Source organism: Caballeronia sp. GAFFF1, assembly GCF_023630705.1.
Classification (GTDB): Bacteria; Pseudomonadota; Gammaproteobacteria; order Burkholderiales; family Burkholderiaceae; genus Caballeronia.
In genome coordinates, this window is the sequence record NZ_JALQEM010000034.1 from 75,783 (window position 1) to 96,471 (window position 20,689).

A 20,689-nucleotide genomic window follows, 5' to 3' on the forward strand; every position below is an offset into this window, starting at 1 on the left:
GCTCACTCCTTCGAAGGGTGATGAACCGGACTGGTCTCGCTCGTGCCGCTGTTTTAGTCAGAAGCTGCAGCAGGGCGAAGCATCGCATGCACGGCGCTGTCGTGGCAACCGGCGGTGTGGCCGAAATGAAAGCGCGCCTAGCGCACGCCGAATTTCCACACGGTCACTTCGTGATACTCGTCGCCGGGCCTGAGTTCGGTGGAGGGGAACGAGGGGTGATTGGGCGAATCAGGAAAATGCTCGGCCTCGAGCGCGAACGCGTCCGTCTGACGATACGCATTGCCCGATACCCCGACCGCGCTGCCATCGAGCCCATTGGCGGTGTAGAACTGCAAGCCCGGCTGCGTCGTATAGAGATCGAGCACGCGCCCGCTCATCGGGTCGTACGCGCGCGCGGCGAACGAGGGCTCGCCTTCATGCTGGCTGCTCTTGTTCAGCTTGAAGTTGTTGTCGTAACCGCGTGCGTAGTGCAGTTGCGGAAAGGCCGAACGCAGACGCGCGCCGATCGGCGTCAATGCGCGCAGATCGAGCGGCGTGCCTTCCACGGATGCCACTTCACCCGTCGGTATCGAATCGGCGCGCGTCGGCGTATAACTGGAGGCCGCGATCATGATGAGTTGCTTCTCGACGCTGCCGCTGTCCTCGCCCGCCAGATTGAAATAGCTATGGTTCGTGAGATTCACGACTGTCGGCTTATCCGTTTTGGCGCGATAGTCGATACGCACTTCGTTGTCGTCGGTGAGCGTGTAGGTCACGTCGACCGTGAGCGTTCCGGGGAAACCGTTCTCGTTGTCCGGGCTCACGTAACGCAGTTGCACGCCCGCTCCGCTTGCGTTCTGGAACGTGCGCACAACCGTCCAGACCTTCTCGTCGAAACCGTGCGGACCGCCATGCAGCGTGTTCGGCGCATCGTTGATCGGCAACTGATACGTGTGTCCGTCGAGCGTGAAGCGCCCTTGCGCGATGCGGTTCGCATAGCGGCCGATCAGACTGCCGAAGTGAATATCGCCGTTGTATCGCTCGTAGTCGGCAAGCGATGCGAAGCCGAGGACGATGTCCGCGCGCCGTCCGCGCCGGTCCGGAACATCGATTCGCGTCACGATGCCGCCATAGGTGATGCAGCTCAGCGAAACGCCGCGCGCATTGGACAGCGTGTATTGAACGACAGGCTGGCCTTGCTGCGTCGCGCCATACGGCGAAGACGTGATGGTCGCCGCGTTCGACATGAACGGCACCGCAGCGGCGCAGAGCGCAGCAACGCTTCGGGAAATCTGTTTCATGGAATGGATGTCGGGGTGGAAGCCAAATGTCCGACGAAGCATCGGCCATACCCGCGCGGACCGTCCAAACGATAGCGGGCACGTTCGATGCAACCCGTGGGGAATGCACTCACCATTTGAAGTCCGAGGGAACGCACCATGACACAAGAGACCGAACGTTCGACTCCGCCGAAGCAAACGCCCAACGACGCCAACGCGGCAGACCGCCGCTTGAGCGACGAGCAGAAGGAGAACCTGACTAATGAGCCGGCGCCGCCGACGGGCGCGGGCAAGCCGTTGCCCGAACCGAACGACGTCGGCGAGGATGGCTAAGTAATCCGCAGCGCGCAGACGCAGCGCAGCGCTCTGCGCCTGCCTCAGTTCACTGTCATTCGTACAATGTTGCAGGCAACGCCACCACCGACACTGCGCTGCGTCCGGCGATAAGACCCGTCGCCGTTCAACCGAAGCAAGGACGCTCATGCACGATCCTGCTCACTTCCTGCCGTCGTTCGTGTGGCGCGCGGCGCGCGACGGGACCATCCAGTATGCCAATCCGTGGGCGTCCCGCTATCTCGGCTTATCGTCGGATGATTTGGCCGGACGACACTGGAAAGCCTTCATTCATCCGGACGACGAACGCACGGTTCTCGACGCGCTCAGGCAAATGCGCGACGGCGTGCTGCTTCGCAATGTCGATGTGCGTCTTCTGCGCTCGGACGGCGCGTTTCGCTGGCATACGCTCCACTTGCAGGCACGCCGCAACGAGGACGGGAAAATCGGCGATACGGTTGGCGTCGCGATCGACATTCACGAGTGCCGTCACGCCTGGGAACTGTACGAGGCAAGCGAGCGGCGTCTGCAGGCAGCTTTCGCGGGCGCGCGCATGGGCGCGTGGGAATGGGACATGAAGGAGCGCGTCGTGCGCATGACGGCGCAACTTGCTGACCTCTATGCATTTCCGCCCGGGACTGATTCGGTGATGCTCTCGGAGATATGGGACCGCGTGGCGCCCGAATACCGCGAGCCGTTTCAACGCAAGCTCGCCGACGCCCTGCGTTATGGCGGCCCGTTCGAATTCGACTTCATGCTGGACTGCCACCGCAATGGCGAACCTGCCTCGCGACGCTGGCTGCGCATGCGCGGCAATCCGGAGTTCGATGCGCAAGGCGTGCTGACGCGTGTGCATGGCGTGAGCTTCGACATCAGTCAGCAACGTGCCGACATGGAGCGCCTGAGCCTCAGCGAGCGCCGTTATCGCGCGCTCGTGGAATCGACCGGGGCGCTCGTATGGTCCGCCGATGCGAACGGAGAGATTCGGCCTTCGGGCGGCGAATGGGAGATGTTCACCGGCGAGCGGCGCGACCGGCTGTCGCGTTGGGGCTGGCTCGATTTCATTCATCCGGACGACCGCGAGCGAACGCATCACGCATGGCTGGAAGCGTTGCATCAGGGCGGCCCGCGCACGCTCACCTTCCGCATGTATCGCCGCGATGGCGCGTATCGCATGGTGCAGGCACACGCCGCCCCGCTGTACGACGAGCACGGCAAGCTGCAGGAATGGTTCGGCACGACAACGGATGTCACGGCGACATACGAAGCGCAAGCGGCAATCGAAGCGCGCAGCCTGCGCCTCACGGTTGCAATGCAGGCAGCGAAGATCCACATCGTCTCGCTGGAACTGGCGAACTGGACCATGCTGTTCGAAACGAGCGTCGAGCATCGGCCGGATCAGGCCGAGACGCTCACCTATGAAGCGGCGCTTGCACGCATTCATCCCGACGATGCCCCCGCTCTCGACCGCTATGTCCGGCGCCTCGCTTCCGGCGACGATCCTCACGAGCAATTCGAGTTTCGCGTGCAGAACATACACGGCGAACAGTGGATGCAGGGCAGCGCGCTGCTTCAGCGCAGCAACGACGGCAAGCCGCTGCGGATCATCGGCAGCCTGATCGACATTACGGACCGCAAGCAGATGGAACTGGTCTTGCGCGAATCGGGCCGCCGCAAGGACGAATTCCTCGCCATGCTCGCGCATGAATTGCGCAATCCGCTCGCGCCGCTGCGCACCGCCATCGCGTTGCTGCAAAAGGATGAAGGCTTGTCCTCGCAGACGAACGACCTTGTCGAACTCATGCGCAGGCAAGTCGAGCACATGACGCGCATTGTCGATGATCTGCTCGAAGTGTCGCGCATCACGCAGGGCCGCATCGCGTTGCAGCGCGAGCCGGTGCTGGTCGGGACCGCCGTTTATCACGCGGTGGAAGCGATCGCGAACATGGTCGAATCGCGCGGACAGCACATACAGGTCGACGTGCCCGATGCAACCACGTGGGTGTGCGGCGACGTCACGCGGCTCTCGCAGATACTCGTCAATGTGCTCAACAACGCAAGCAAGTACACGCCGGAAGGCGGCGACATCTCGGTGAGCGTGGATGCCGATCAGGACTGGGTGTCCATCGTAATCGCCGATACGGGCACCGGAATTTCCGGCGATCTGCTGCCCAAGGTGTTCGAACTCTTCTCGCAAGGCGAACGCACATTGGACCGCTCGAATGGCGGCCTGGGCATCGGGCTGTCGCTCGTCAAGAAGCTCGTCGAGATGCATAACGGGACCATCACGGTTCAGAGCCCTGGACCGGGGCTCGGCACCACGGTCAACGTGCGCTTGCCGCGTCTGCATCATCACGAACGCCACTCGGCCCTCGCGCTGTCCGAAAGCAGCGCGCTCGAAACGCATGCGGCGCTGCGCATTCTTGTCGTGGACGATAACCGCGATGCCGCCGATTCTCTTGCGATGCTGTGCGAATCGGAAGGACACGTTGCGCGCGTGGCGTATTCATCGGGAGAGGCGCTGTCCGCCACGCCGTTTCAGGCAGACGTGGCGTTGCTCGACATCGGCTTGCCCGATATCGACGGCTACGAACTCGCGCGACGCCTGCGTCGCAAAGGCGAGAGCGCGCCGCTTCTCATCGCCATCACCGGCTACGGGCAGACCGACGACCGCTTGCGCGCGCAATCGGCGGGCTTCGACTATCACTTCGTAAAGCCGGTCAACGTGGAAAGCCTTCTCAAGCTGCTGTCGTCGCTCACCGTGACTCGACGCCCGGAACGCTGATTGCTCGCTACACGGCATCGCAACCAGAAGGAGGCACGCATGGCCGAGCAACACAAACCCGGTGAAAAAGTACAGACCTCGGGAATCTATCGCGTCGTGAAAGAAGGCGACGGCGGCTCCGCATTCGAAGTGACGTGCGTGGAAGGCGAGCACTTCCCGCCGACGAGAAGCGGCAAGGGCGCGCATTATGAACTCGTGCACGCCGCGACGCACTCGCACAAGCACGGCGAGCTCGGCAGCGCGGATAAGTGACGCCATCGACACGATAGGACGGCGCGCGAGCGTCGTTTCTCACTTTTGCGAGGAGAACGCGATGAACCCTGAACCCTCCGATCCGGTCGAGCGCGCGGACAAGCGCCGCGAGGCCATCGGCGAAGGCGAAGTCAAGGAAAAGCCGGACGGCACCATTGAACAGCGCGGACATGGCAGCATGGACCCGACGCTCGTTCCGAAAGGCAAGGACCATCCCGAGCAGGGGCCTTATACGCCGGAAGACGATCACATCGACCCCGATGTCGATCCCGCTGCGAGCAGCGACCATCCACGCAGCAAGCCGGATTCAGAAGCGTAAGCAGCGGCGCGGGCGCATGCAGCATAATGTGCGCTCGCCCATTCGCCCCAACCGATCATGCAGATTCTCGTCGATGCCGACGCTTGCCCCGCTGTCGTGAAAGACATGCTGTTTCGCGCGGGGCCGCGCGCCGGAATATGCGTGACGCTGGTTGCGAACCAGTTTCTTCGCACCCCGCCCTCGCCTTATATCAAGGCCGTTCAGGTGCCTTCGGGTTTCGATGTCGCAGACGCGCGTATCGTCGAGATGGCCGCGGCCGGCGATCTCGTGATCACCGCCGACATACCGCTCGCAGCGGCGGTCCTCGCCAAAGGCGCGCATGCACTCGACCCGCGCGGCGAGTGGTTCAGCCCGGACAACATCGAAGAACGCCTGACCATTCGCTCGATGATGGACCAGTTGCGCAGCACCGGCATCGCGACGGGCGGACCCTCGCCTTACAGCCCGCGCGATGGCAAGCATTTCGCCGCTCAACTGGACAAATTTCTCGCGCGTCAGCGCGCCGTCAAATAATCCCAGTGTGTTTCAATGGCGCGGGCCTTCGCTTTTGCGGTCGGTCACCCGGCGCTTGTCGCTCGGGCTATTGTTGAAATGATCCGGGTACTCGGTGCCGACGAGCGCATCGTACTGGTCCGGCTGCGCCTTGACGATTGCGTGCAGCATCTTGATGAAGGCATTGCCGTCCGCAAGGTTGTCGACGATGACGCGCGCCGTTCGGAGCGAGATGGATTCTGTCAGGGGCGGCGCTGTCCCGTCGTCTAGCTTGAATAGAAACCGGTGAATCTCAGCCGACGATGCTTGCGGCGGCACTTCATGCGAGATGATCGTTGCTTTCATGTTCTCGTTCGGTCATTCATTTGCGTTGGTCTGACAGCAAGAAATAAACCACGACGCGACGGCACGTGATCTGCTGAGTGGACTTGCCATGTCAATCAGCACGGAGGCCACATGAACAGCGAGAGTTTTTCCTTCAAAGGCTACGACGTTACGGTGACTCTCCAGCAGAACGAAACCGGCGACTGGGTGCCGCAGATCGCTGCACTGCGCGACGGAACGCCTGCGGATCTGCCGGATGTCGAACCTACCGGCCCGAGCTGGGCAACGCGCGCGGAAGCCTTGCGCGCCGGCGTCGAGCAAGCTCATCGTCTGATCGAACGTTATGGCCTTGGCCACGACGACCAACATACCGATGGCGCCAAGCGCGAGTTCTAGACGCTGGAACGCGGTATGCGTAATTGTCAGTCCCTAACCACGTTGCAAAGGAGTGAGCAATGCCATCGTCCAAGCTTGGAAATTCGAACCCGACCAATCCTCGTAACGACCAAGGGAAGGCCCAAGGGCAACAGCAGCAGAATCAGCAGAAGCAGCCGATGCATCAAGGCGGCCAACGGCAGCCGTGATCGCGTCGAGTGGAGCGAAGGTCCGCTCGCGCTCGCGTCGTAAAGCAGCGCGAGCGGATCGCATTGATTGCGTTCGCAGGAGACATGACTCATGAAAGCGCGGGCATCGATCGCGGCAGTGGCTCTCTCTTTGTCGGGCACCGTGCTGGCCGCCGGGAGCGGCAGCGGAAGCCCCGGCGCCGGTCCTTCGGTAAATACGTCGGCCGCGGGCCGCAGCGGCGCTGATCAGGGCCCCGCGTCCGCCATGCGGCCGCCCACGCCGGGAGGCGGCACCGGAGGCGCGGGCGACGGCATGCGTTCTCCCGGACAAGGCTCCGCAGGCGGAATGCAGCCGATGCTAAAGAGCGGCAGCGGCAGCACCACCAATCAGTCCGGCGCGCCTTCCACGACAAACGGCGGCGCTCAAGGTCAATAGACCGCCCGTACGTTCGCTAACGCGGCGCGAGTCTGCGGCATACTTCGTCAACGAGCCCGCTCGAGGCTCCAACGGAGACGTCATGCCAACTCTGCCCATCAGCCGTTTTCCCGTTCCGAACCCTGAAGCGTGGCCCGACGACATACGCGAGCGCATACGCGAAGTGCAGGACAAGGCGGGCTTTGTTCCCAATGTATTTCTTGCGCTTGCGCACCGACCCGACGAGTTCCGGGCCTTCTTTGCCTACCATGACGCGTTGATGCTGAAGGAAGGCGGCCTCACGAAAGGCGAGCGCGAAATGATCGTGGTGGCCACGAGCGGCGTCAACGAATGTCTTTACTGCGTCGTCGCGCACGGCGCAATTTTGCGCATCTATGAAAAGAACGCGCTGCTGGCTGACCAGATCGCGGTCAATCATCGGAAGGCCGACATCACGCCGCGACAAAAGGCGATGCTCGATTTCGCGCTGAAGGTCTGCCGCGAAGCCGGCGCAGTGGACGATGCGGATTTCGCCGCGCTTCATGCCCACGGCTTCAGCGACGAAGACGTCTGGGACATTGCGGCCATCACTGCGTTCTTCGGCTTGTCGAACCGCATGGCGAATGTCACGTCCATGCGGCCCAATGACGAGTTCTATCTCATGGGGCGCGTGCGGAAGGGTTAACCCGACCCGGCGATACCTGAAAATTTCTCAGCATGAGTTGAACCGAACCGCGTTGATCGCTGCGTCGAACGCGACGAAACTGCCTCCACACCGAACAGACCATGGAGACAGCAATGTTGCTCGACAATCGTGTAGTGATCGTGACCGGCGCGGCTTCGGCGCGTGGCATCGGCAAGGCGACGGCAAAGGCGCTCGCCGCGCAAGGCGCACGCATCGTCATTCTGGACCTGCGTGAAGCGGACGCGCAAAGCGCTGCACGCGATATCGGCGAAGACCACCTGGGCCTCGCATGCGACGTCACCGACAAGGACGCATGCGTCGCCGCCGCGAACGCGACCATCGAAAAATACGGTCGCATCGACGCGCTCATCAATAACGCCGGCATCACGCAACCCATCAAGACGCTCGAAATCAGCGCGGCGAACTTCGACGCCGTGATCGACGTCAATCTGCGCGGCACGCTCTACATGTCGCAAGCAGTCATCGGGCAGATGAAGAAGCAGCAGAGCGGCAGCATCGTGTGCATGTCGTCGGTATCGGCGCAGCGCGGCGGCGGCATCTTCGGCGGGCCGCATTACAGCGCAGCGAAGGCCGGCGTTCTTGGCCTCGCGCGTGCCATGGCGCGCGAATTCGGCGGCGATCGCATTCGTGTGAATTCCATCACGCCGGGCCTCATTCAGACGGACATCACCGGCGACAAGCTCACGCCCGAGATGCGCGCGGACATTATCAAAGGCATTCCGCTCGGCAGGCTGGGCGATGCAGCCGACATCGCGAATGCGTGTCTCTTCCTCGCCAGCGATCTGTCCAGCTACCTCACGGGCGTCACGCTCGACGTCAACGGAGGCATGCTGATTCATTGATGTCGCGTGCGCCCGCCTCACGCGCAGGCGCATTCAGCGCACCCGGACTAACCGGGGCGTAACGTCAGCCATGCCAGTCATGGCAGTCATGGCAGGAGACAACCATGAAACCTCGCTTCACCGCGCCGCCGCTCGCCGCGGATATCTCGTCGTCGGCCGACACCGCCACCTTCGAAGCAAAGACCTATGCAAAGGTCGGACGCCGCCTCATACCGTTCCTGATGCTGTGCTATCTCGGCGCTTATCTGGATCGCGTCAACGTCGGATTTGCGAAGTTGCAAATGCTCAACGACCTGCGCTTTTCCGAAACCATCTATGGCATTGGCGCAGGCATTTTCTTTCTCGGCTATTTCCTTTTCGAAGTGCCGAGCAACGTGATACTGCACAAGGTGGGCGCGCGCAACTGGCTCGCTCGCATCATGCTGACGTGGGCCGTAATCTCCGCGAGCTTCGTGTTCGTGAAGTCGCCGACCATGTTCTATATCCTGCGCTTCCTGCTCGGCGTGGCCGAGGCAGGCTTCGCACCGGGCGTGATTCTTTATCTGACGTACTGGTTTCCCGCCGCGCGCCGCGCCAAAGCTCTGTCGTTGTTCTTCATGGCGATCCCGCTCGCGGGCATCATCGGCGGGCCGCTCTCGGGTTACATCATGCATGCGCTTCAGGGCGCGCACGGACTCGCGGGATGGAAGTGGCTCTTCATCCTCGAAGCGTTGCCATCGCTCGTGCTCGGCGTCGTGATTCTCTTCTACCTCGACAATGGCATTGCCAGCGCGAAGTGGCTCACCGATGCAGAGAAGACGCTCCTGGCTCGCAACGTCGAGAAGGACAACGCGCAAAAGTTGGAACACGTGTCGATCCGTTCGTTCATCGGCGACCGGCGTCTGTGGCTCATGGCCGCGATCTACTTCTGCGTCGTGCTCGGTCAGTATGGCCTCACGTTCTGGCTGCCGACTATCGTGCGCCGTGCCGGCGTCGCGGACCCGCTGTGGGTCGGCATCTTCACCGCGATTCCGTATCTGTGCGCCATCATCGCGCTGCCGCTGATCGGGGCGAGCGCCGACAAGCACCGCGAACGCCGTCTGCATCTCGCGATCCCCATGCTTGTCTCCGCCGCCGGCTTCGCCACCTTGCCGATGCTCGGCAGCGTGGGCGCGTCGATCGCCTGCGTGAGCGTCGCCGCTGCGGGCATCCTCGCTTCGTCGTCGCAGTTCTGGTCGCTGCCTACTGCCGTGCTCGGCGGAATGTCGGCGGCGGCAGGCATCGCCGCGGTCAACTGCTTCGCCAATCTCGCGGGCTTCTTTTCGCCTGCCATCGTCGGCTGGCTCAACGACCTCACGGGCAAGTCCACGGCAGGCCTGATCTTTATCTCGGCTGCGGTCGTCGTCGGCGCGGCGCTGGTTTTCCTCGTGCCCGCCAAGACGGTCAATCGCTGAGCATCCCTTTCATCACATCAAGGAGACGAACATGAGCAGTCCCGTTATCGAGGAGGTGACGCTCGCCGAGCGCGCCTATCGCATTCGCCGCAACGCCCTTTTGATGGGCGAAGTGCAGGGCCAGGGCTACATCGGTCAGGCATTGGATATCGCCGATGTACTGGCAGTGAGTTACTTCGGCGCGATGAACTACCGCCCCGAAGATCCCGAATGGGAAGAGCGCGACCGCTTCCTGCTTTCGAACGGTCACTATGCGATTGCGCTGTATGCGGCGCTCTTCGAAGCCGGCATTCTGCCGCAAGAAGAACTCGAAACGTATGGCAGCGACGACAGCCGTCTGCCGATGTCCGGCATGGCGAGCTATACGCCGGGCATGGAAATGTCAGGCGGCTCGCTCGGACAGGGACTCACCATTGCAGTGGGCCGCTGTCTGGGACTCAAGCGCAAGAATTCGAAGTCTTTTGTCTATACGCTCTTCTCCGATGGCGAGCTCGACGAAGGCGCGATCTGGGAAGGCTTGATGTCCGCCGCGCACTGGAAGCTCGACAACCTGATCGCGATGATCGACGTGAACAATCAGCAAGCCGATGGTCCGTCGACGCAGATCATGGCCTTCGAACCGCTGGTGCCGAAGCTCGAAGCGTTCGGCTGGTACGTGCAGCGCGTGAACGGCAACGATATCGACGCCGTGAAAGAAGCCTTCGACAACGCGCGCAATCTGAAGGAAGCGAAGCCGCGCATTATCGTATGCGATACGAAGATGGGCTGCGGCGTGCCGTTTCTTGAACAGCGCGAGAAGAATCACTTCATCCGAGTCGATGCGCACGAGTGGCAACTCGCGCTGCAAGCGCTCGAATCGAGCCGGTAAGACAGGAGAACAGCATGAGCACCATCGAAAAGAAGCCGCGGTTGAAGACCTCCGCAATGATCGCCTCTATCGCAAGCGAGGGACAAGTCACGCGCTCGGCGCCGTTCGGGCATGCGCTCGCCGAACTCGCGCGCACGAAGCCGAACGTCATCGGCATGACCGCCGATCTCGGCAAGTACACCGACCTGCATATCTTCGGCAAGGAATTTCCGGAGCGTTATTACCAGATGGGCATGGCCGAACAGTTGTTGATGGGCGCGGCCGCCGGCTTCGCGCATGAAGGCGCGCAGCCGTTCGTCACGACGTATGCCGTGTTTGCGACTCGCCGCGCGTATGACTTCATTCACCAGACGATCGCGGAAGACGACCTGGACGTGAAGATCGTCGCCGCGCTGCCGGGTCTCACGACGGGTTATGGCCCGAGCCATCAGGCAGCCGAAGACCTCGCGTTGATGCGCGCGATGCCGAACATGATCGTTATCGACCCGTGCGATGCGCTCGACATCGAGCAGATGGTGCCGGCCATTGCCGCGCACAAGGGGCCGGTCTATGCGCGCCTCTTGCGCGGCAACGTGCCCGCCGTGCTCGATGAATACGGCTATCGCTTCGAACTCGGCAAAGCGAAGATGCTGCGCGACGGCTCCGACGTACTCGTCATTTCCTCAGGCATACTGACAATGCGTGCGCTCGAAACAGCAAAGGCGCTGGAAGCGGATAACGTCGACGTGGCCGTGCTTCATGTGCCGACGATCAAGCCGCTGGACACCGAAACCATCATTCGCGAAGCGCGACGCTCGGGCCGGCTTGTCGTGGTCGCCGAGAATCATACGGTGATCGGCGGTCTGGGCGAAGCGGTGGCGTGCGCACTAATGAGCGCCGGCGTGACGCCTGCATTCAGACAGATCGCGCTGCCCGATGCGTTTCTCGATGCGGGCGCCTTGCCTACTCTGCACGACCGCTACGGCATCTCCACGAACGTGATGGCGAGCACCATCAAGGGCTGGCTCGACTAAAGCGCGCTGCGGCCGCGCGCAGGCTTTCTCGCGCGCGGCGCTTCTTTTCCGGCAGACGCGTTCGCGCCTGTCATCTCTTCCATCCATGAGAGCGTGTCGACGTACGCGAGGAAATGCTGCAAGTATTCCGGCGAAGCCTCACGCATCAAAGCAAGCGAACGATGCACGAGGCTGCTCGAATTAAGCGGACCCGCGTTCTTGGGCACCTTCTGCTGCGATTCGCGCAACTGCCGCTCGGCGCTGACTTTCGACCAGACGCCCCGCAAATACTCCAGCAATTCTTCATGCGACGGATGCGTGGCCGCGTGACGCGCCATGTCGTCGAGCAACACGGCAAGCGGTCCTTTCGGCGCATGCGCTGCAACAGCTTGCCGGGCCGCTGCTTGCGTGACCGTATCCGCGTAGTCGTTTAAGAGCGATGACAGGCGCGCGTCGATGATGCGTCTCGCCTCGCCTTCATGCGTCATGGCCCGCCGCGCCAGCGCCTCTATCAAGCGATAACGCACAGGGTTCACGCGATGCTCGCCACGCGCGCGCCATGCATCCAGCATTGCGCGGGCATTCATGCCGTCATCCACGAGGCTTCACCAGCGAGTTTGTCGGACGCGGCACAGCGGATATCTCGACGCGGCGATTCTTCGCGCGGCCTTCGTCGTCGGCATTGGAACTGACGGGCTGCTCGGAACCGAAGGCCGCCGCGAATACCGATGACGGCGCAACGCCCGCATCGATCAAAGCGCGCGTCACGGTCAGCGCGCGCTTGGCCGACAGCTCCCAGTTATCCGCGAACCGGCGATTGCCTTCGCGAACCTGCTGGTCATCGGCGAAACCGCTCACCATCAAGACTTGATCGTGCGTGCCGAGATACGCGGACAGTGGCCCGGCGAGGCTCTTGAGCACATCACGACCTTGCGGTTGCAGTTGGTCCGAGTTCAGCGCGAACAACACGTTTCCGCTGATCCCGATGCGCCCGTTCACGAGCGTCACGCGCCCGGACGCGAGTGGTCCGGCGAGCGCCTGTTCCAGCGTCTTGCGCCGCTGCGCTTCCTGTTGCCGTTCTTTCACGGCCTGTTCGAGCTTGGTCGAAAGCTGCAACTGCACGCCGATGACCGCGACGAGTATCAGCACGAACGCGCCGAGAAGCACCGACATCAAGTCCGCGAATGCCGCCCAGATGGGCGCGGTGCTTTCGATGCCGCCATCGAGCTCCTCGTTCATGCGCGCGCTCCGTCCAACTCACGCTGTCCGGCAATGCGTTGCAAGTCTTCGACGATCTGCTTCTGCGACATCACGCTCAGGTCGATGACTTCGCGCGCCTGCGCGACGTAGTATGCAAGCTGCTCGTCGCTGCGCGAGAGCGTCTTGTCGAGCGCCGTTTCGACGCGCTGCAGATGCGTGACGAGCGTCTCGTTCGCCGCGCCGAAAGACTCGACGGCCGCGCTCAACGCTTCCCCGAGACTCGCCACTTCGACGGCACTGCCGGTGACCTGCGCCGCCACCGCGCTGATCTTCGCGCCTTCGCTTTCGATCTTGTCGCTGAATCGCGTGCCTGCGCGCGCGAGCAGATCCGCCGACGTGGAGATGAGCGCATCGACGGCCGTGCGTTGTTCGGTAGACGCCAGATTCACCGCATCGAGCAGCGTGTGGAGCGTGGCGAGCAGGCGGCTGCGCTCCTCCAGCATGGCGGTGTCGCGCACCATCGAATCGGAGAGCATCTGCCGCATTTCCGCGACCACTTCAGCCGCGGCCTTGGGCGCTTGCGAAGCAGCCTGCATGAGCTTTTCGATTTCAGCGATGAGACCGTTCGCATGCGAACGCGACGCGTCCGACATCTCGCTCGCCGTACTCGCGAGCGTGTCGCAGATTGCCTGCTGACGGCGCTCGACGAACGTGCTCGTCTGCTGCCATTCGTTGCGCAAGGTTGCGGACACCGCGCCGAGGGCTTCGGTCCACGCGTTCAGGCGAGCATCGTTGTTCGATGCGAGCGCTGCGGCGAGTTTCGCATGGGCTTCATCGACTGACTTCAGAAGCGATGCGGAGTGTGCCTCGAAGCGTTCGGTTGCCTCGTTCAGTGCGCCTCGATGCTGCGCGGCGAGTTGTTCGCCCGCCTGCTGTTGCGCGGCAAGCGCGCTGCGCCAGGCGTCCGACATGCCAGCCGATGTGTTTTCGAGCCGCGACGAGATTCCGTCGAGCAAGTCACTCGCGCGTGCCTCGAAACGGCTGGCGAAGCCATCGAGCGAAGCGCCTGTCTGCGTGGCGAGCGTCGCGCTCGTCTGCTCGTGCTTCACGACCGACTCATTCAATGCGGCGGCAATCTTCTCGACGCAAGCATGCAATTCGGTCGCTACGCCGTTGATGTGCGTCGCCATGCCGGCGGCAAGATTCTGCGACCGCTCGTCCACAGCTTGCGCGAAACGATCCAGCGAAGCACCCGTCTGCGTGACGAGCGCCGCGCTCGCCTCTTCATGTTTGAGAAGCGTTGCGTTGAGTCTGTCCGCTGTCTGCTCGACCGAGCTTTGCAGCGCGCCCGAGACGCTGCTCATGCGCGACGACACGTCTTCGACCAGCGTCGAAGACCGTTCTTCGAAGCCTTGCGCGAAGCGTTCCAGCGACGCATTCATCTTGTCGACAAGCGCCTCGTTCGACGCCTGATGCCCTTGCAGCGAGCGATCCCAGATGCCGGCGATCTTCTGCGCGGACGCCTCGAAGCCGCTCGACAAGCCATCGAGTTGTCGCCCGACAGCTTCTTCGATACTGCCGTGCAACGCCTTGGTTTCGCGTGCAATGCCGTCCATCGTCGCCTGCATCACGGGCTGCAATGCGGCGCTCGCTGCGCGCGCGCTGTCGGCCACGCTTTGCTTCAACGACAGTTCCACCGAGGTCGCGAGGCGCCGATACGCCGTTTCCGTGTTCGCATGAAACGCTGCCTGATTCGCCAACTGCCGCTCATTCGCGGCGACGCTTTGCTGTTCGATGGCGCTCATCATCGCGTGAAGACGATCGACGAGCTTCGGCATGATCTCGGTCTGACGCGCAAGCAATCGGAACGTCTGTTCGCGTTGATGCGTCTGCGTGAAAGGCCGCAACGTCGTCGCGGTCTTCATGTCGAGCAGTTGCGTGACGTGCAGGCGCTCGCGACGGCATAGCGTGGAAAGCAGCCCGAGCATCGCGGAGGTGGCGACGCCCGCTATCGACGTGCCGAATGCGAAGCCGAGGCCCGTCACCGGCGCGGCGAGCGATGCGCGAATGGCCGCGAGATCGGTCGAGCTTTCGAGCGCGGCGCCTGTGCCACGCAGCGTCGCGACCATGCCGAGCAGCGTGCCCAACATCCCGAGCAAGACGAGCAAGCCCGCGAGATACGGCGCGAGCGCGGGACCGGGCAACGCAGCGCGTTCGCCTTCGACGCGCGAACGCACCGCATTGCGCAGACTCGCAGGCACGTGTTCGAGCCACGACGCGAGGCTCGACGGCGTCGCGGTCAATGCGCCGACTGCCGTGGCCAGTTCGCGCGTCGTTCGCTCATAGCGCTGCAACTCCGACGCGCCTACGAGATAGCACGCGCCGATTACGAGCGTGACGACGAGCGCGAGCGCATTCGAGCCGATATAACCAATGGCTATACCGCAGACGGCCAGGAGGCCCACGAGAAAGACAGCGACATTCAGAAGATAACGGGGCATAGCGTTCAGTGAGCGGTTTGACATGCCGCGAGCAAACCATCGACCGGTTGGAAACGTACTTGAAGTTCGGCGCGCAGGACGCTTTGCATGTCCTGTTCGAAGACGCCGAGCCATGCCGATGCGTCGTCGGAAAACGCCTGATGCGCGCTGCGCATGCGCTGGAAATGCTTGCCGAGGAGCGCCGGCACTTGCGCCAGCAGCGCGCGTTCGCGCGCGGCGAGCGCCTGTTCCATCACGGCATCGACGACGGCAAGACGCGCCATGCGCGTCGACTTTGCCGCGAGCGTCGCGCGCACGCGGGCGCGCAGCGCGCCGATCTCGGCTTCCATCGCCTGTTGCAGCGACAGATACCGTTGTCGGTAGACGGCGTACTCAACGGCCAGGTCAGGAGGCGGCGCCTGCACCGGCGCGCGTCGCCGGTGAGCGCCCGGAGCGTTACCTTTGTCGCCTACGATGGCGCTCGTTAGCGACGCACGCACGCGCGCGCAGGCCGCTTCTTCCACATCCGATGCCGGTCGCGCCCCCGACGCGGCCGGCGGATCGCCGCCGAGCGCGGTGGACAGGGCGATGGCGTCGGTCCAGCCGAGCCACTGGCTCAGACGGTCCGACAGCGAGGAACCGGGTGCGTGAACATCGAGGTCGGCGAAACGCGCGAGCAGGCGCACGAGCGCCGGCCCGCTGATCGCCGTGCGCGTGGGGGCTTGCACGATAACACCGCAGGCAAAAACCCGTTAGTTTACACGGTGACGGGCGTCTGCCTAGTTTCGAGGCGTTTTTGTCATTCTTTGCGGCTTCTCGACGCCCGTTGCCTTAGACCGCGCGCTTGCTGCGCCTGAACTGGTCGAACAGCACGGCGAGCAACAGAATGCCGCCGCGGATGAGGTATTGATAGAACGTCGGGACGTTGAGCAGGCTCATCGCGTCCTGCACCGCGCCCATGATGAGCACGCCGACGAGCACGCCCGAGATCGTCGCCACGCCGCCCGTCAGCGACACGCCGCCCAGCACGCACGCGGAGATCACGCCGAGTTCGAGCCCGACCGATGTCTTCGGGTCGCCGAGACTCATGCGCGATGCGAGCATGACGCCTGCGAAGCCGGTCACGAGCCCTTGCAGCACGAACACGGTGATCTTGATGCGCGTGACCGGCAGGCCCGCGAGCACGGCCGCCTCGCTGTTGCCGCCGACGGCCAGCACGTTCTTGCCGAACACCGTCTTCTTCAGCAGGAAGCCGAATACGACGAAGCCGATGATGTTGCTCCAGATCGGATACGAGATGCCGAGGAACGAACCGCCGCCGAGCTCGAAGAACCGCTCTTCGGAAATCATCACGGCGTCGCCGTTGGACGTGAGGAACGCGAGACCGCGCACCGCTTCCATCATCGCGAGCGTTGCGATCAGCGAATTGATCTTGAAGCGCGCGATCAGCACGCCGTTCACCAGTCCGACCGCGCCGCCCGCAAGAATGCCCGCCGTGACGCCGAGCATGACGCTATGCGTCGCGGTGATGACGGTCGATGCCATGACGCCCGCGAACGCGACGATGGAGGCCACCGAGAGATCGACTTCGCCGAGCGCGAGCACGAACATCATCGTGACCGCGATGGAGCCGATCAACGTCACGGAGAGCAGCAGCCCCTGTATATTGCGGGGCGTGAGAAAGCCCGGCACCGTGACGGAGAGCACCGCGAACAGCACCAGGAACACCACGACGATGCCCGACTTGTTGATGAGGTCCCACATGCGCGCCTGCGAGGGCGCAATGGGCGCTTGAGCATCGCTCGTGGAGGAAGTGCCTGGAGTTTGCATGGCTTGGCTCTAATTTGTTTCGTCTTTCCGGGGCCGCCGCTGGGGTCAGCAGTCAGCGGGGCAATGCGAGCTTGATCAGTTCGTCCGGCGTCGCGTGCGACTTCGGCAGCGCGCCGGCAATGCGCCCTTCTTTCATCACGATGATGCGATCCGACACGCCGATCACTTCGGCCAGATCGCTCGATACGAGAATCACCGTGCGTCCCGCTTCGGCGAGCTCATACAAAAGGTTGTAGATCTCGGCACGCGCGCCGACATCGATGCCGCGCGTGGGTTCGTCCATCAGGAACACGTCGATGCGTTCCGCGAGCCAGCGCGAGAGAATCACCTTCTGCTGATTACCGCCCGACAGCGTGCCGATAGCGGTTTCGCCGCTGCGCGTCTTGATTGCGAGCTTCGCGATGTATTCCTGCGCGAGCGCGCGCCCCCGGCGCGCATCCAGCAGAAAACGCGCGGGGCTGAAATGACGGCGCGCGCTGATGTTCAGGTTATCCGCGACGGACGCAATCGCAACGATGCCTTCCTGTTTGCGGTCTTCGGGGCACAGCGCGATGCCCGCGCGCACGGCATCGCGCGGACTCGAAAACGCTACGCGCTTGCCCTTTAGTTCGACATGGCCTTCGCTGGCTTTCGTCGCGCCGTAAAGCAGTTTCATCAGCTCGGAACGCCCCGCGCCCACGAGACCGAAGAAGCCGAGAATCTCGCCGCGCCGCGCGCTGAACGACACGGGCTCCGAGAGGCCTGGCCCGAGCAGCCCCTTTGCCTCGATCATCACGTCGCCGGCTTCGCGCGAGCGATAGCCATAGACGTCCGCGATCGAGCGGCCGACCATGCATGCGATCAGCCGGTCGCGCGAGAGGCCCGCGACGGAATCGAAGGTCTCGATGCGGCGGCCATCGCGGAACACGGTCACGCGGTCGCACAGTTCATACACTTCGTCCATGCGATGCGTGACATAGATGATCGCGCGGCCATCGGCGCGCAGTGCGTCGATGATGCGGAACAGTTGCTTCGTCTCGCGCGCGGAGAGCGAGCTCGTCGGCTCATCGAACGCGATCACGCGCGCGTCGCGCATCAACGCCTTGCCGATCTCGATCATCTGCCGCTGGCCGATGGAGAGGTTCTTCACCGGCGTGCGCGGATCGATCCGCTCGCCGAGACGCTCCAGTTCCGTCATCGCGCGCTTGACGAGCGCGCGTTCGTCGAGCACGCCCGCGCGATTCGGCAATTGCCCGAGCATCAGGTTCTCGGCCACCGTCAGTTCCGGCACGAGGTGCAGTTCCTGATAGATGATCGCGATGCCCGCGGCGATCGCCTCGCGCGTCGTCGTAAAGCGGTGTTCGGCGCCGTTGAGCTTCAGCGTTCCCGCTTGCGGCTTGTTGACGCCCGAAAGCACCTTGAGCAAGGTGGATTTGCCCGCGCCGTTCTCGCCCATCAAGCCGTGTACTTCGCCCCCGCGCACCGACAGCGACACGCCGTCGAGCGCGCGCACGCCCGGGAAGCTCACGGTGATGCCGTCGAGTTCCAGGTATGCGCCGCGCTCGCCGTGCGCCGGGGCGAGGGTCACGTCGTCCGTCGTCGTATCCATGCGTGCTTAGATACCGAGTTCGGTACGCACGGACTTCCAGTTCTCGCGCGTCATCAGCTTGCCCGTGGTTTGCGTATCGGCGGGCGGCTGCTTGCCGCTGCGAATCCAGTCGACGAGATTCTGCGCGCTTTGCTTGCCGTGGTTGGTGGAGCTCACAGCGATAGTGCCGAAGAAGCCGGTTTGTTCCTTCTTCTGGAACTCGGCGAACGCTTCGCCCGCGCCGTTGATGCCCACGCCGATCACATCCGCCGAAGGAATGTGCAGCTGCTCCGTTGCGCGCACGCCGCCCAGCACCGACTCTTCGTTCAGCGCGAAGATCACCCACTTCTTGATGTTCGGATGTTGCGCGAGCACCGGCGACGCCGCGTTGAAGCCGCCTTCATCGTCCGTGGTCTTCTGCGGGGCGTCGAAGATGTTTTCCTTCTTGAAGCCGTTCGCAACAAGCGACTGCGTGGCGCCATCCGTGCGCAGCTTCGCGGTCGGCAGTTCGTAGTCCGTAATACGCAGCGCTCCGACTTCTTCCGGCTTCCAGCCGCGGCGCTTCATTTCGCCGGCAATGGCGTCACCGACCTGATTGCCGATCTTGAACGCCGACATGCCGAGGTGCGGCACGTTGGACAACGGCTTGCCCGACGAATCGACGAGCTGGTCATCGACCGAAACGAACTTCATGTTGTAGCGCTTCGCGCGCGCGGCGATGGCCGGTCCCAGGCGCACGTCCGGCGCGCAGATCACGAAGCCCTGCGCGCCTTGCGCGCCGAGGTTGTCGATGGCGGCGAGCACTTTTTCCCCATCCGGCGTGCCGATGTTCACTGACGTGAAGTTCTCTTTCTGTCCGAGCGCGGCCGATGCCTTCTGCTCGTTGATGAACCATGCCTGCTCCGGCATCTTCACGAGGAAGCCGATCTTGAGCGGCTCGTCGGCTTGCGCCGCGCCGTGAAGCGCGAACGGCGCGACGCACATCGCGGCCATGATGGCGCGCAGAGTCAGGCGGCGAAATTGTTGGTTCATGACGTGTCTCCTTGGTATGGCTTTTGTTGGTGAATGTCGTTTGATTTAGCGGCCGAATGGCTCGGTTTCTACGTGCTTGCCTAACAGAAATGCGTCCGCGACGAGCCTGAGCGGGCGCACGTCCACATCGCTCTCGCCGCGCTCGATCAGTTCGCGGAATCGCTCATACAGCGCCGGATACTCGCGCTCCGGGCCGAGCGAAACGGCCTCGCCTGCAATCGACAGGCGCTTGCCGCCCTCGCGGATCGACAGGCGGCCGCCGTCCGTATCCACGTCGATGTCCCACTCCTCGACCGGGCCATGACGCCAGTCGAACGACGCGCGCACCGGCGCGCCTTTCGTATCGATGCAATCGAGTTCGGCGGCGATGGGCGTTGCCGTATCGCGCGGAATGGTGAGCGTCGCCGCGCGCAATGCGATCTCGCGCGGCAGGATGCGCGTGACGATGGAAAGCGCGTTGATGCCCGGATCGAACACGCCGAGGCCGCCCGGTTCCCAGATCCATTGCTGGCCCGGATGCCAGCGTCGCACGTCTTCTTTCCAGCGTATTTCGACCGCGCGCACCGCCCCCGCTTCCTTCGACGCAAGCCACGCACGCGCCGGTTCGACGGCGCTCGCGGCGCGCGAATGCCAGCTTGCGAAGAGCGTGCGGCCATGCGTTTGCGCGATGTCTCTCAATGCCTCGACTTCGCTCACGCTCGCGCCCGGCGGCTTTTCGAGCATCACATGCTTGCCCGCTTCGAGCGCGGCGCGTGCCTGGGCGAAGCGCACTTGCGGCGGCGCACAGAGCGATACCGCATCGAGCGAGGGCTCGGCGGCGAGCAACGCGTCGAGGTCCGCGTAATTGCGCACGCCGTCGACGCTCGCGTTGCGGCTCGCGCATGCGACCAGTTCGAAGCCGGGCTGCGCGGCAATGGCGGGAAGATGCTGGTCGCGCGCGATCTTGCCGATCCCCGCGACGGCGAGTTTATATGCCGATGTCATGCGTGTCCTCGTG

At 63.3% G+C, this 20,689-nt stretch carries 22 protein-coding genes; 12 read left to right on the forward strand and 10 right to left on the reverse strand.

Going from position 1 to position 20,689, the window contains the following annotated elements; all coding sequences use genetic code 11:
• Positions 1-137: 137 nt before the first annotated feature.
• Positions 138-1,280 (reverse strand): aldose epimerase family protein, encoded by a 1,143-nt coding sequence (locus NCR37_RS20025; protein WP_250474574.1) that lies wholly within the window; start codon positions 1,278-1,280, stop codon positions 138-140.
• A gap of 138 nt (positions 1,281-1,418) precedes the next feature.
• On the opposite strand from NCR37_RS20025, the gene NCR37_RS20030 reads away from it, so the two are divergent.
• From NCR37_RS20030 to NCR37_RS20050, 5 genes are all read left to right on the forward strand, one after another.
• Positions 1,419-1,592, forward strand: coding sequence for a hypothetical protein (locus tag NCR37_RS20030; protein ID WP_250474575.1), 174 nt, complete (start codon positions 1,419-1,421; stop codon positions 1,590-1,592).
• Between the two features lie 148 nt (positions 1,593-1,740).
• Positions 1,741-4,377 carry a hybrid sensor histidine kinase/response regulator gene (locus NCR37_RS20035; protein WP_250474576.1) on the forward strand — a complete coding sequence of 879 codons (2,637 nt, stop codon included), beginning with the start codon at positions 1,741-1,743 and terminating at the stop codon, positions 4,375-4,377.
• Between the two features lie 39 nt (positions 4,378-4,416).
• Entirely contained in the window at positions 4,417-4,629 is a 213-nt protein-coding gene (locus NCR37_RS20040) for a YjzC family protein (protein WP_250474577.1), read from the forward strand.
• Positions 4,630-4,690: 61 nt separating this feature from the next.
• Entirely contained in the window at positions 4,691-4,948 is a 258-nt protein-coding gene (locus NCR37_RS20045; protein ID WP_175946024.1) for a hypothetical protein, read from the forward strand.
• 57 nt (positions 4,949-5,005) lie between these two features.
• Positions 5,006-5,461: a YaiI/YqxD family protein gene (locus tag NCR37_RS20050; protein WP_250474578.1), complete on the forward strand. Its 456-nt coding sequence runs from the start codon at positions 5,006-5,008 to the stop codon at positions 5,459-5,461.
• Positions 5,462-5,473: 12 nt separating this feature from the next.
• Here the strand turns inward: NCR37_RS20050 and NCR37_RS20055 are convergent, their stop codons facing one another.
• Positions 5,474-5,785: a hypothetical protein gene (locus NCR37_RS20055; RefSeq protein ID WP_250474579.1), complete on the reverse strand. Its 312-nt coding sequence runs from the start codon at positions 5,783-5,785 to the stop codon at positions 5,474-5,476.
• A 111-nt stretch (positions 5,786-5,896) separates the two neighbouring features.
• Between NCR37_RS20055 and NCR37_RS20060 the strand changes: the two genes are divergently transcribed.
• From NCR37_RS20060 to NCR37_RS20085, 7 genes are all read left to right on the forward strand, one after another.
• Positions 5,897-6,160, forward strand: coding sequence for a DUF6566 family protein (locus tag NCR37_RS20060; protein ID WP_250474580.1), 264 nt, complete (start codon positions 5,897-5,899; stop codon positions 6,158-6,160).
• Positions 6,161-6,219: 59 nt separating this feature from the next.
• A complete protein-coding gene (locus NCR37_RS28405) occupies positions 6,220-6,348 on the forward strand; it encodes a hypothetical protein (protein WP_255751465.1) in 129 nt (42 codons plus the stop codon).
• 497 nt (positions 6,349-6,845) lie between these two features.
• Positions 6,846-7,427 (forward strand): peroxidase-related enzyme, encoded by a 582-nt coding sequence (locus NCR37_RS20065; RefSeq protein WP_250474581.1) that lies wholly within the window; start codon positions 6,846-6,848, stop codon positions 7,425-7,427.
• Between the two features lie 113 nt (positions 7,428-7,540).
• Positions 7,541-8,290, forward strand: a complete 750-nt coding sequence (locus NCR37_RS20070) for an SDR family NAD(P)-dependent oxidoreductase (protein ID WP_250474718.1) — start codon at positions 7,541-7,543, stop codon at positions 8,288-8,290.
• Between the two features lie 104 nt (positions 8,291-8,394).
• Entirely contained in the window at positions 8,395-9,723 is a 1,329-nt protein-coding gene (locus NCR37_RS20075) for an MFS transporter (RefSeq protein ID WP_250474582.1), read from the forward strand.
• Positions 9,724-9,754: 31 nt separating this feature from the next.
• On the forward strand, positions 9,755-10,591 hold the full coding sequence (locus NCR37_RS20080) for a transketolase (RefSeq protein WP_250474583.1): 837 nt from the start codon (positions 9,755-9,757) through the stop codon (positions 10,589-10,591).
• 14 nt (positions 10,592-10,605) lie between these two features.
• Positions 10,606-11,604 (forward strand): transketolase family protein, encoded by a 999-nt coding sequence (locus tag NCR37_RS20085; protein ID WP_250474584.1) that lies wholly within the window; start codon positions 10,606-10,608, stop codon positions 11,602-11,604.
• Here NCR37_RS20085 and NCR37_RS20090 read toward each other — a convergent pair.
• The 8 genes from NCR37_RS20090 to NCR37_RS20125 form a co-directional block, all read right to left on the reverse strand.
• Entirely contained in the window at positions 11,601-12,170 is a 570-nt protein-coding gene (locus NCR37_RS20090; RefSeq protein WP_250474585.1) for a DUF2894 domain-containing protein, read from the reverse strand. The genes NCR37_RS20085 and NCR37_RS20090 overlap by 4 nt on opposite strands.
• A 4-nt stretch (positions 12,171-12,174) precedes the next feature.
• Positions 12,175-12,822, reverse strand: a complete 648-nt coding sequence (locus NCR37_RS20095; protein ID WP_250474586.1) for an OmpA family protein — start codon at positions 12,820-12,822, stop codon at positions 12,175-12,177.
• On the reverse strand, positions 12,819-15,284 hold the full coding sequence (locus tag NCR37_RS20100) for a DUF802 domain-containing protein (RefSeq protein ID WP_250474587.1): 2,466 nt from the start codon (positions 15,282-15,284) through the stop codon (positions 12,819-12,821). Before NCR37_RS20100 ends, NCR37_RS20095 begins: the two co-directional genes overlap by 4 nt.
• A gap of 5 nt (positions 15,285-15,289) precedes the next feature.
• Positions 15,290-15,994 carry a DUF3348 domain-containing protein gene (locus NCR37_RS20105; RefSeq protein WP_250474719.1) on the reverse strand — a complete coding sequence of 235 codons (705 nt, stop codon included), beginning with the start codon at positions 15,992-15,994 and terminating at the stop codon, positions 15,290-15,292.
• 100 nt (positions 15,995-16,094) lie between these two features.
• The gene (araH, locus tag NCR37_RS20110) at positions 16,095-17,093 is read right to left on the reverse strand and encodes an L-arabinose ABC transporter permease AraH (protein ID WP_250474588.1); all 999 of its coding nucleotides are present in this window, start codon (positions 17,091-17,093) and stop codon (positions 16,095-16,097) included.
• Positions 17,094-17,145: 52 nt separating this feature from the next.
• Positions 17,146-18,681 (reverse strand): L-arabinose ABC transporter ATP-binding protein AraG, encoded by a 1,536-nt coding sequence (gene araG, locus NCR37_RS20115; protein WP_250474589.1) that lies wholly within the window; start codon positions 18,679-18,681, stop codon positions 17,146-17,148.
• 6 nt (positions 18,682-18,687) lie between these two features.
• Positions 18,688-19,692: an arabinose ABC transporter substrate-binding protein gene (locus tag NCR37_RS20120; protein WP_250474590.1), complete on the reverse strand. Its 1,005-nt coding sequence runs from the start codon at positions 19,690-19,692 to the stop codon at positions 18,688-18,690.
• Between the two features lie 45 nt (positions 19,693-19,737).
• The gene (locus NCR37_RS20125; protein ID WP_250474591.1) at positions 19,738-20,676 is read right to left on the reverse strand and encodes a Gfo/Idh/MocA family protein; all 939 of its coding nucleotides are present in this window, start codon (positions 20,674-20,676) and stop codon (positions 19,738-19,740) included.
• Between the last annotated feature and the right edge of the window lie 13 nt (positions 20,677-20,689).

Bases quoted from the DNA above. Each gene is read 5' to 3' on its own strand.
- NCR37_RS20050 (WP_250474578.1), top strand. From the start codon at position 5,006: ATGCAGATTCTCGTCGATGCCGACGCTTGCCCCGCTGTCGTGAAAGAC.
- NCR37_RS20045 (WP_175946024.1), top strand. From the start codon at position 4,691: ATGAACCCTGAACCCTCCGATCCGGTCGAGCGCGCGGACAAGCGCCGC.
- NCR37_RS20070 (WP_250474718.1), top strand. From the start codon at position 7,541: ATGTTGCTCGACAATCGTGTAGTGATCGTGACCGGCGCGGCTTCGGCG.
- NCR37_RS20030 (WP_250474575.1), top strand. From the start codon at position 1,419: ATGACACAAGAGACCGAACGTTCGACTCCGCCGAAGCAAACGCCCAAC.
- NCR37_RS20120 (WP_250474590.1), bottom strand. From the start codon at position 19,692: ATGAACCAACAATTTCGCCGCCTGACTCTGCGCGCCATCATGGCCGCG.
- NCR37_RS20060 (WP_250474580.1), top strand. From the start codon at position 5,897: ATGAACAGCGAGAGTTTTTCCTTCAAAGGCTACGACGTTACGGTGACT.
- NCR37_RS20025 (WP_250474574.1), bottom strand. From the start codon at position 1,280: ATGAAACAGATTTCCCGAAGCGTTGCTGCGCTCTGCGCCGCTGCGGTG.
- NCR37_RS20040 (WP_250474577.1), top strand. From the start codon at position 4,417: ATGGCCGAGCAACACAAACCCGGTGAAAAAGTACAGACCTCGGGAATC.
- araG (WP_250474589.1), bottom strand. From the start codon at position 18,681: ATGGATACGACGACGGACGACGTGACCCTCGCCCCGGCGCACGGCGAG.
- NCR37_RS20065 (WP_250474581.1), top strand. From the start codon at position 6,846: ATGCCAACTCTGCCCATCAGCCGTTTTCCCGTTCCGAACCCTGAAGCG.
- araH (WP_250474588.1), bottom strand. From the start codon at position 17,093: ATGCAAACTCCAGGCACTTCCTCCACGAGCGATGCTCAAGCGCCCATT.
- NCR37_RS20055 (WP_250474579.1), bottom strand. From the start codon at position 5,785: ATGAAAGCAACGATCATCTCGCATGAAGTGCCGCCGCAAGCATCGTCG.
- NCR37_RS28405 (WP_255751465.1), top strand. From the start codon at position 6,220: ATGCCATCGTCCAAGCTTGGAAATTCGAACCCGACCAATCCTCGTAAC.
- NCR37_RS20080 (WP_250474583.1), top strand. From the start codon at position 9,755: ATGAGCAGTCCCGTTATCGAGGAGGTGACGCTCGCCGAGCGCGCCTAT.
- NCR37_RS20095 (WP_250474586.1), bottom strand. From the start codon at position 12,822: ATGAACGAGGAGCTCGATGGCGGCATCGAAAGCACCGCGCCCATCTGG.
- NCR37_RS20100 (WP_250474587.1), bottom strand. From the start codon at position 15,284: ATGCCCCGTTATCTTCTGAATGTCGCTGTCTTTCTCGTGGGCCTCCTG.
- NCR37_RS20090 (WP_250474585.1), bottom strand. From the start codon at position 12,170: ATGAATGCCCGCGCAATGCTGGATGCATGGCGCGCGCGTGGCGAGCAT.
- NCR37_RS20075 (WP_250474582.1), top strand. From the start codon at position 8,395: ATGAAACCTCGCTTCACCGCGCCGCCGCTCGCCGCGGATATCTCGTCG.
- NCR37_RS20125 (WP_250474591.1), bottom strand. From the start codon at position 20,676: ATGACATCGGCATATAAACTCGCCGTCGCGGGGATCGGCAAGATCGCG.
- NCR37_RS20035 (WP_250474576.1), top strand. From the start codon at position 1,741: ATGCACGATCCTGCTCACTTCCTGCCGTCGTTCGTGTGGCGCGCGGCG.
- NCR37_RS20085 (WP_250474584.1), top strand. From the start codon at position 10,606: ATGAGCACCATCGAAAAGAAGCCGCGGTTGAAGACCTCCGCAATGATC.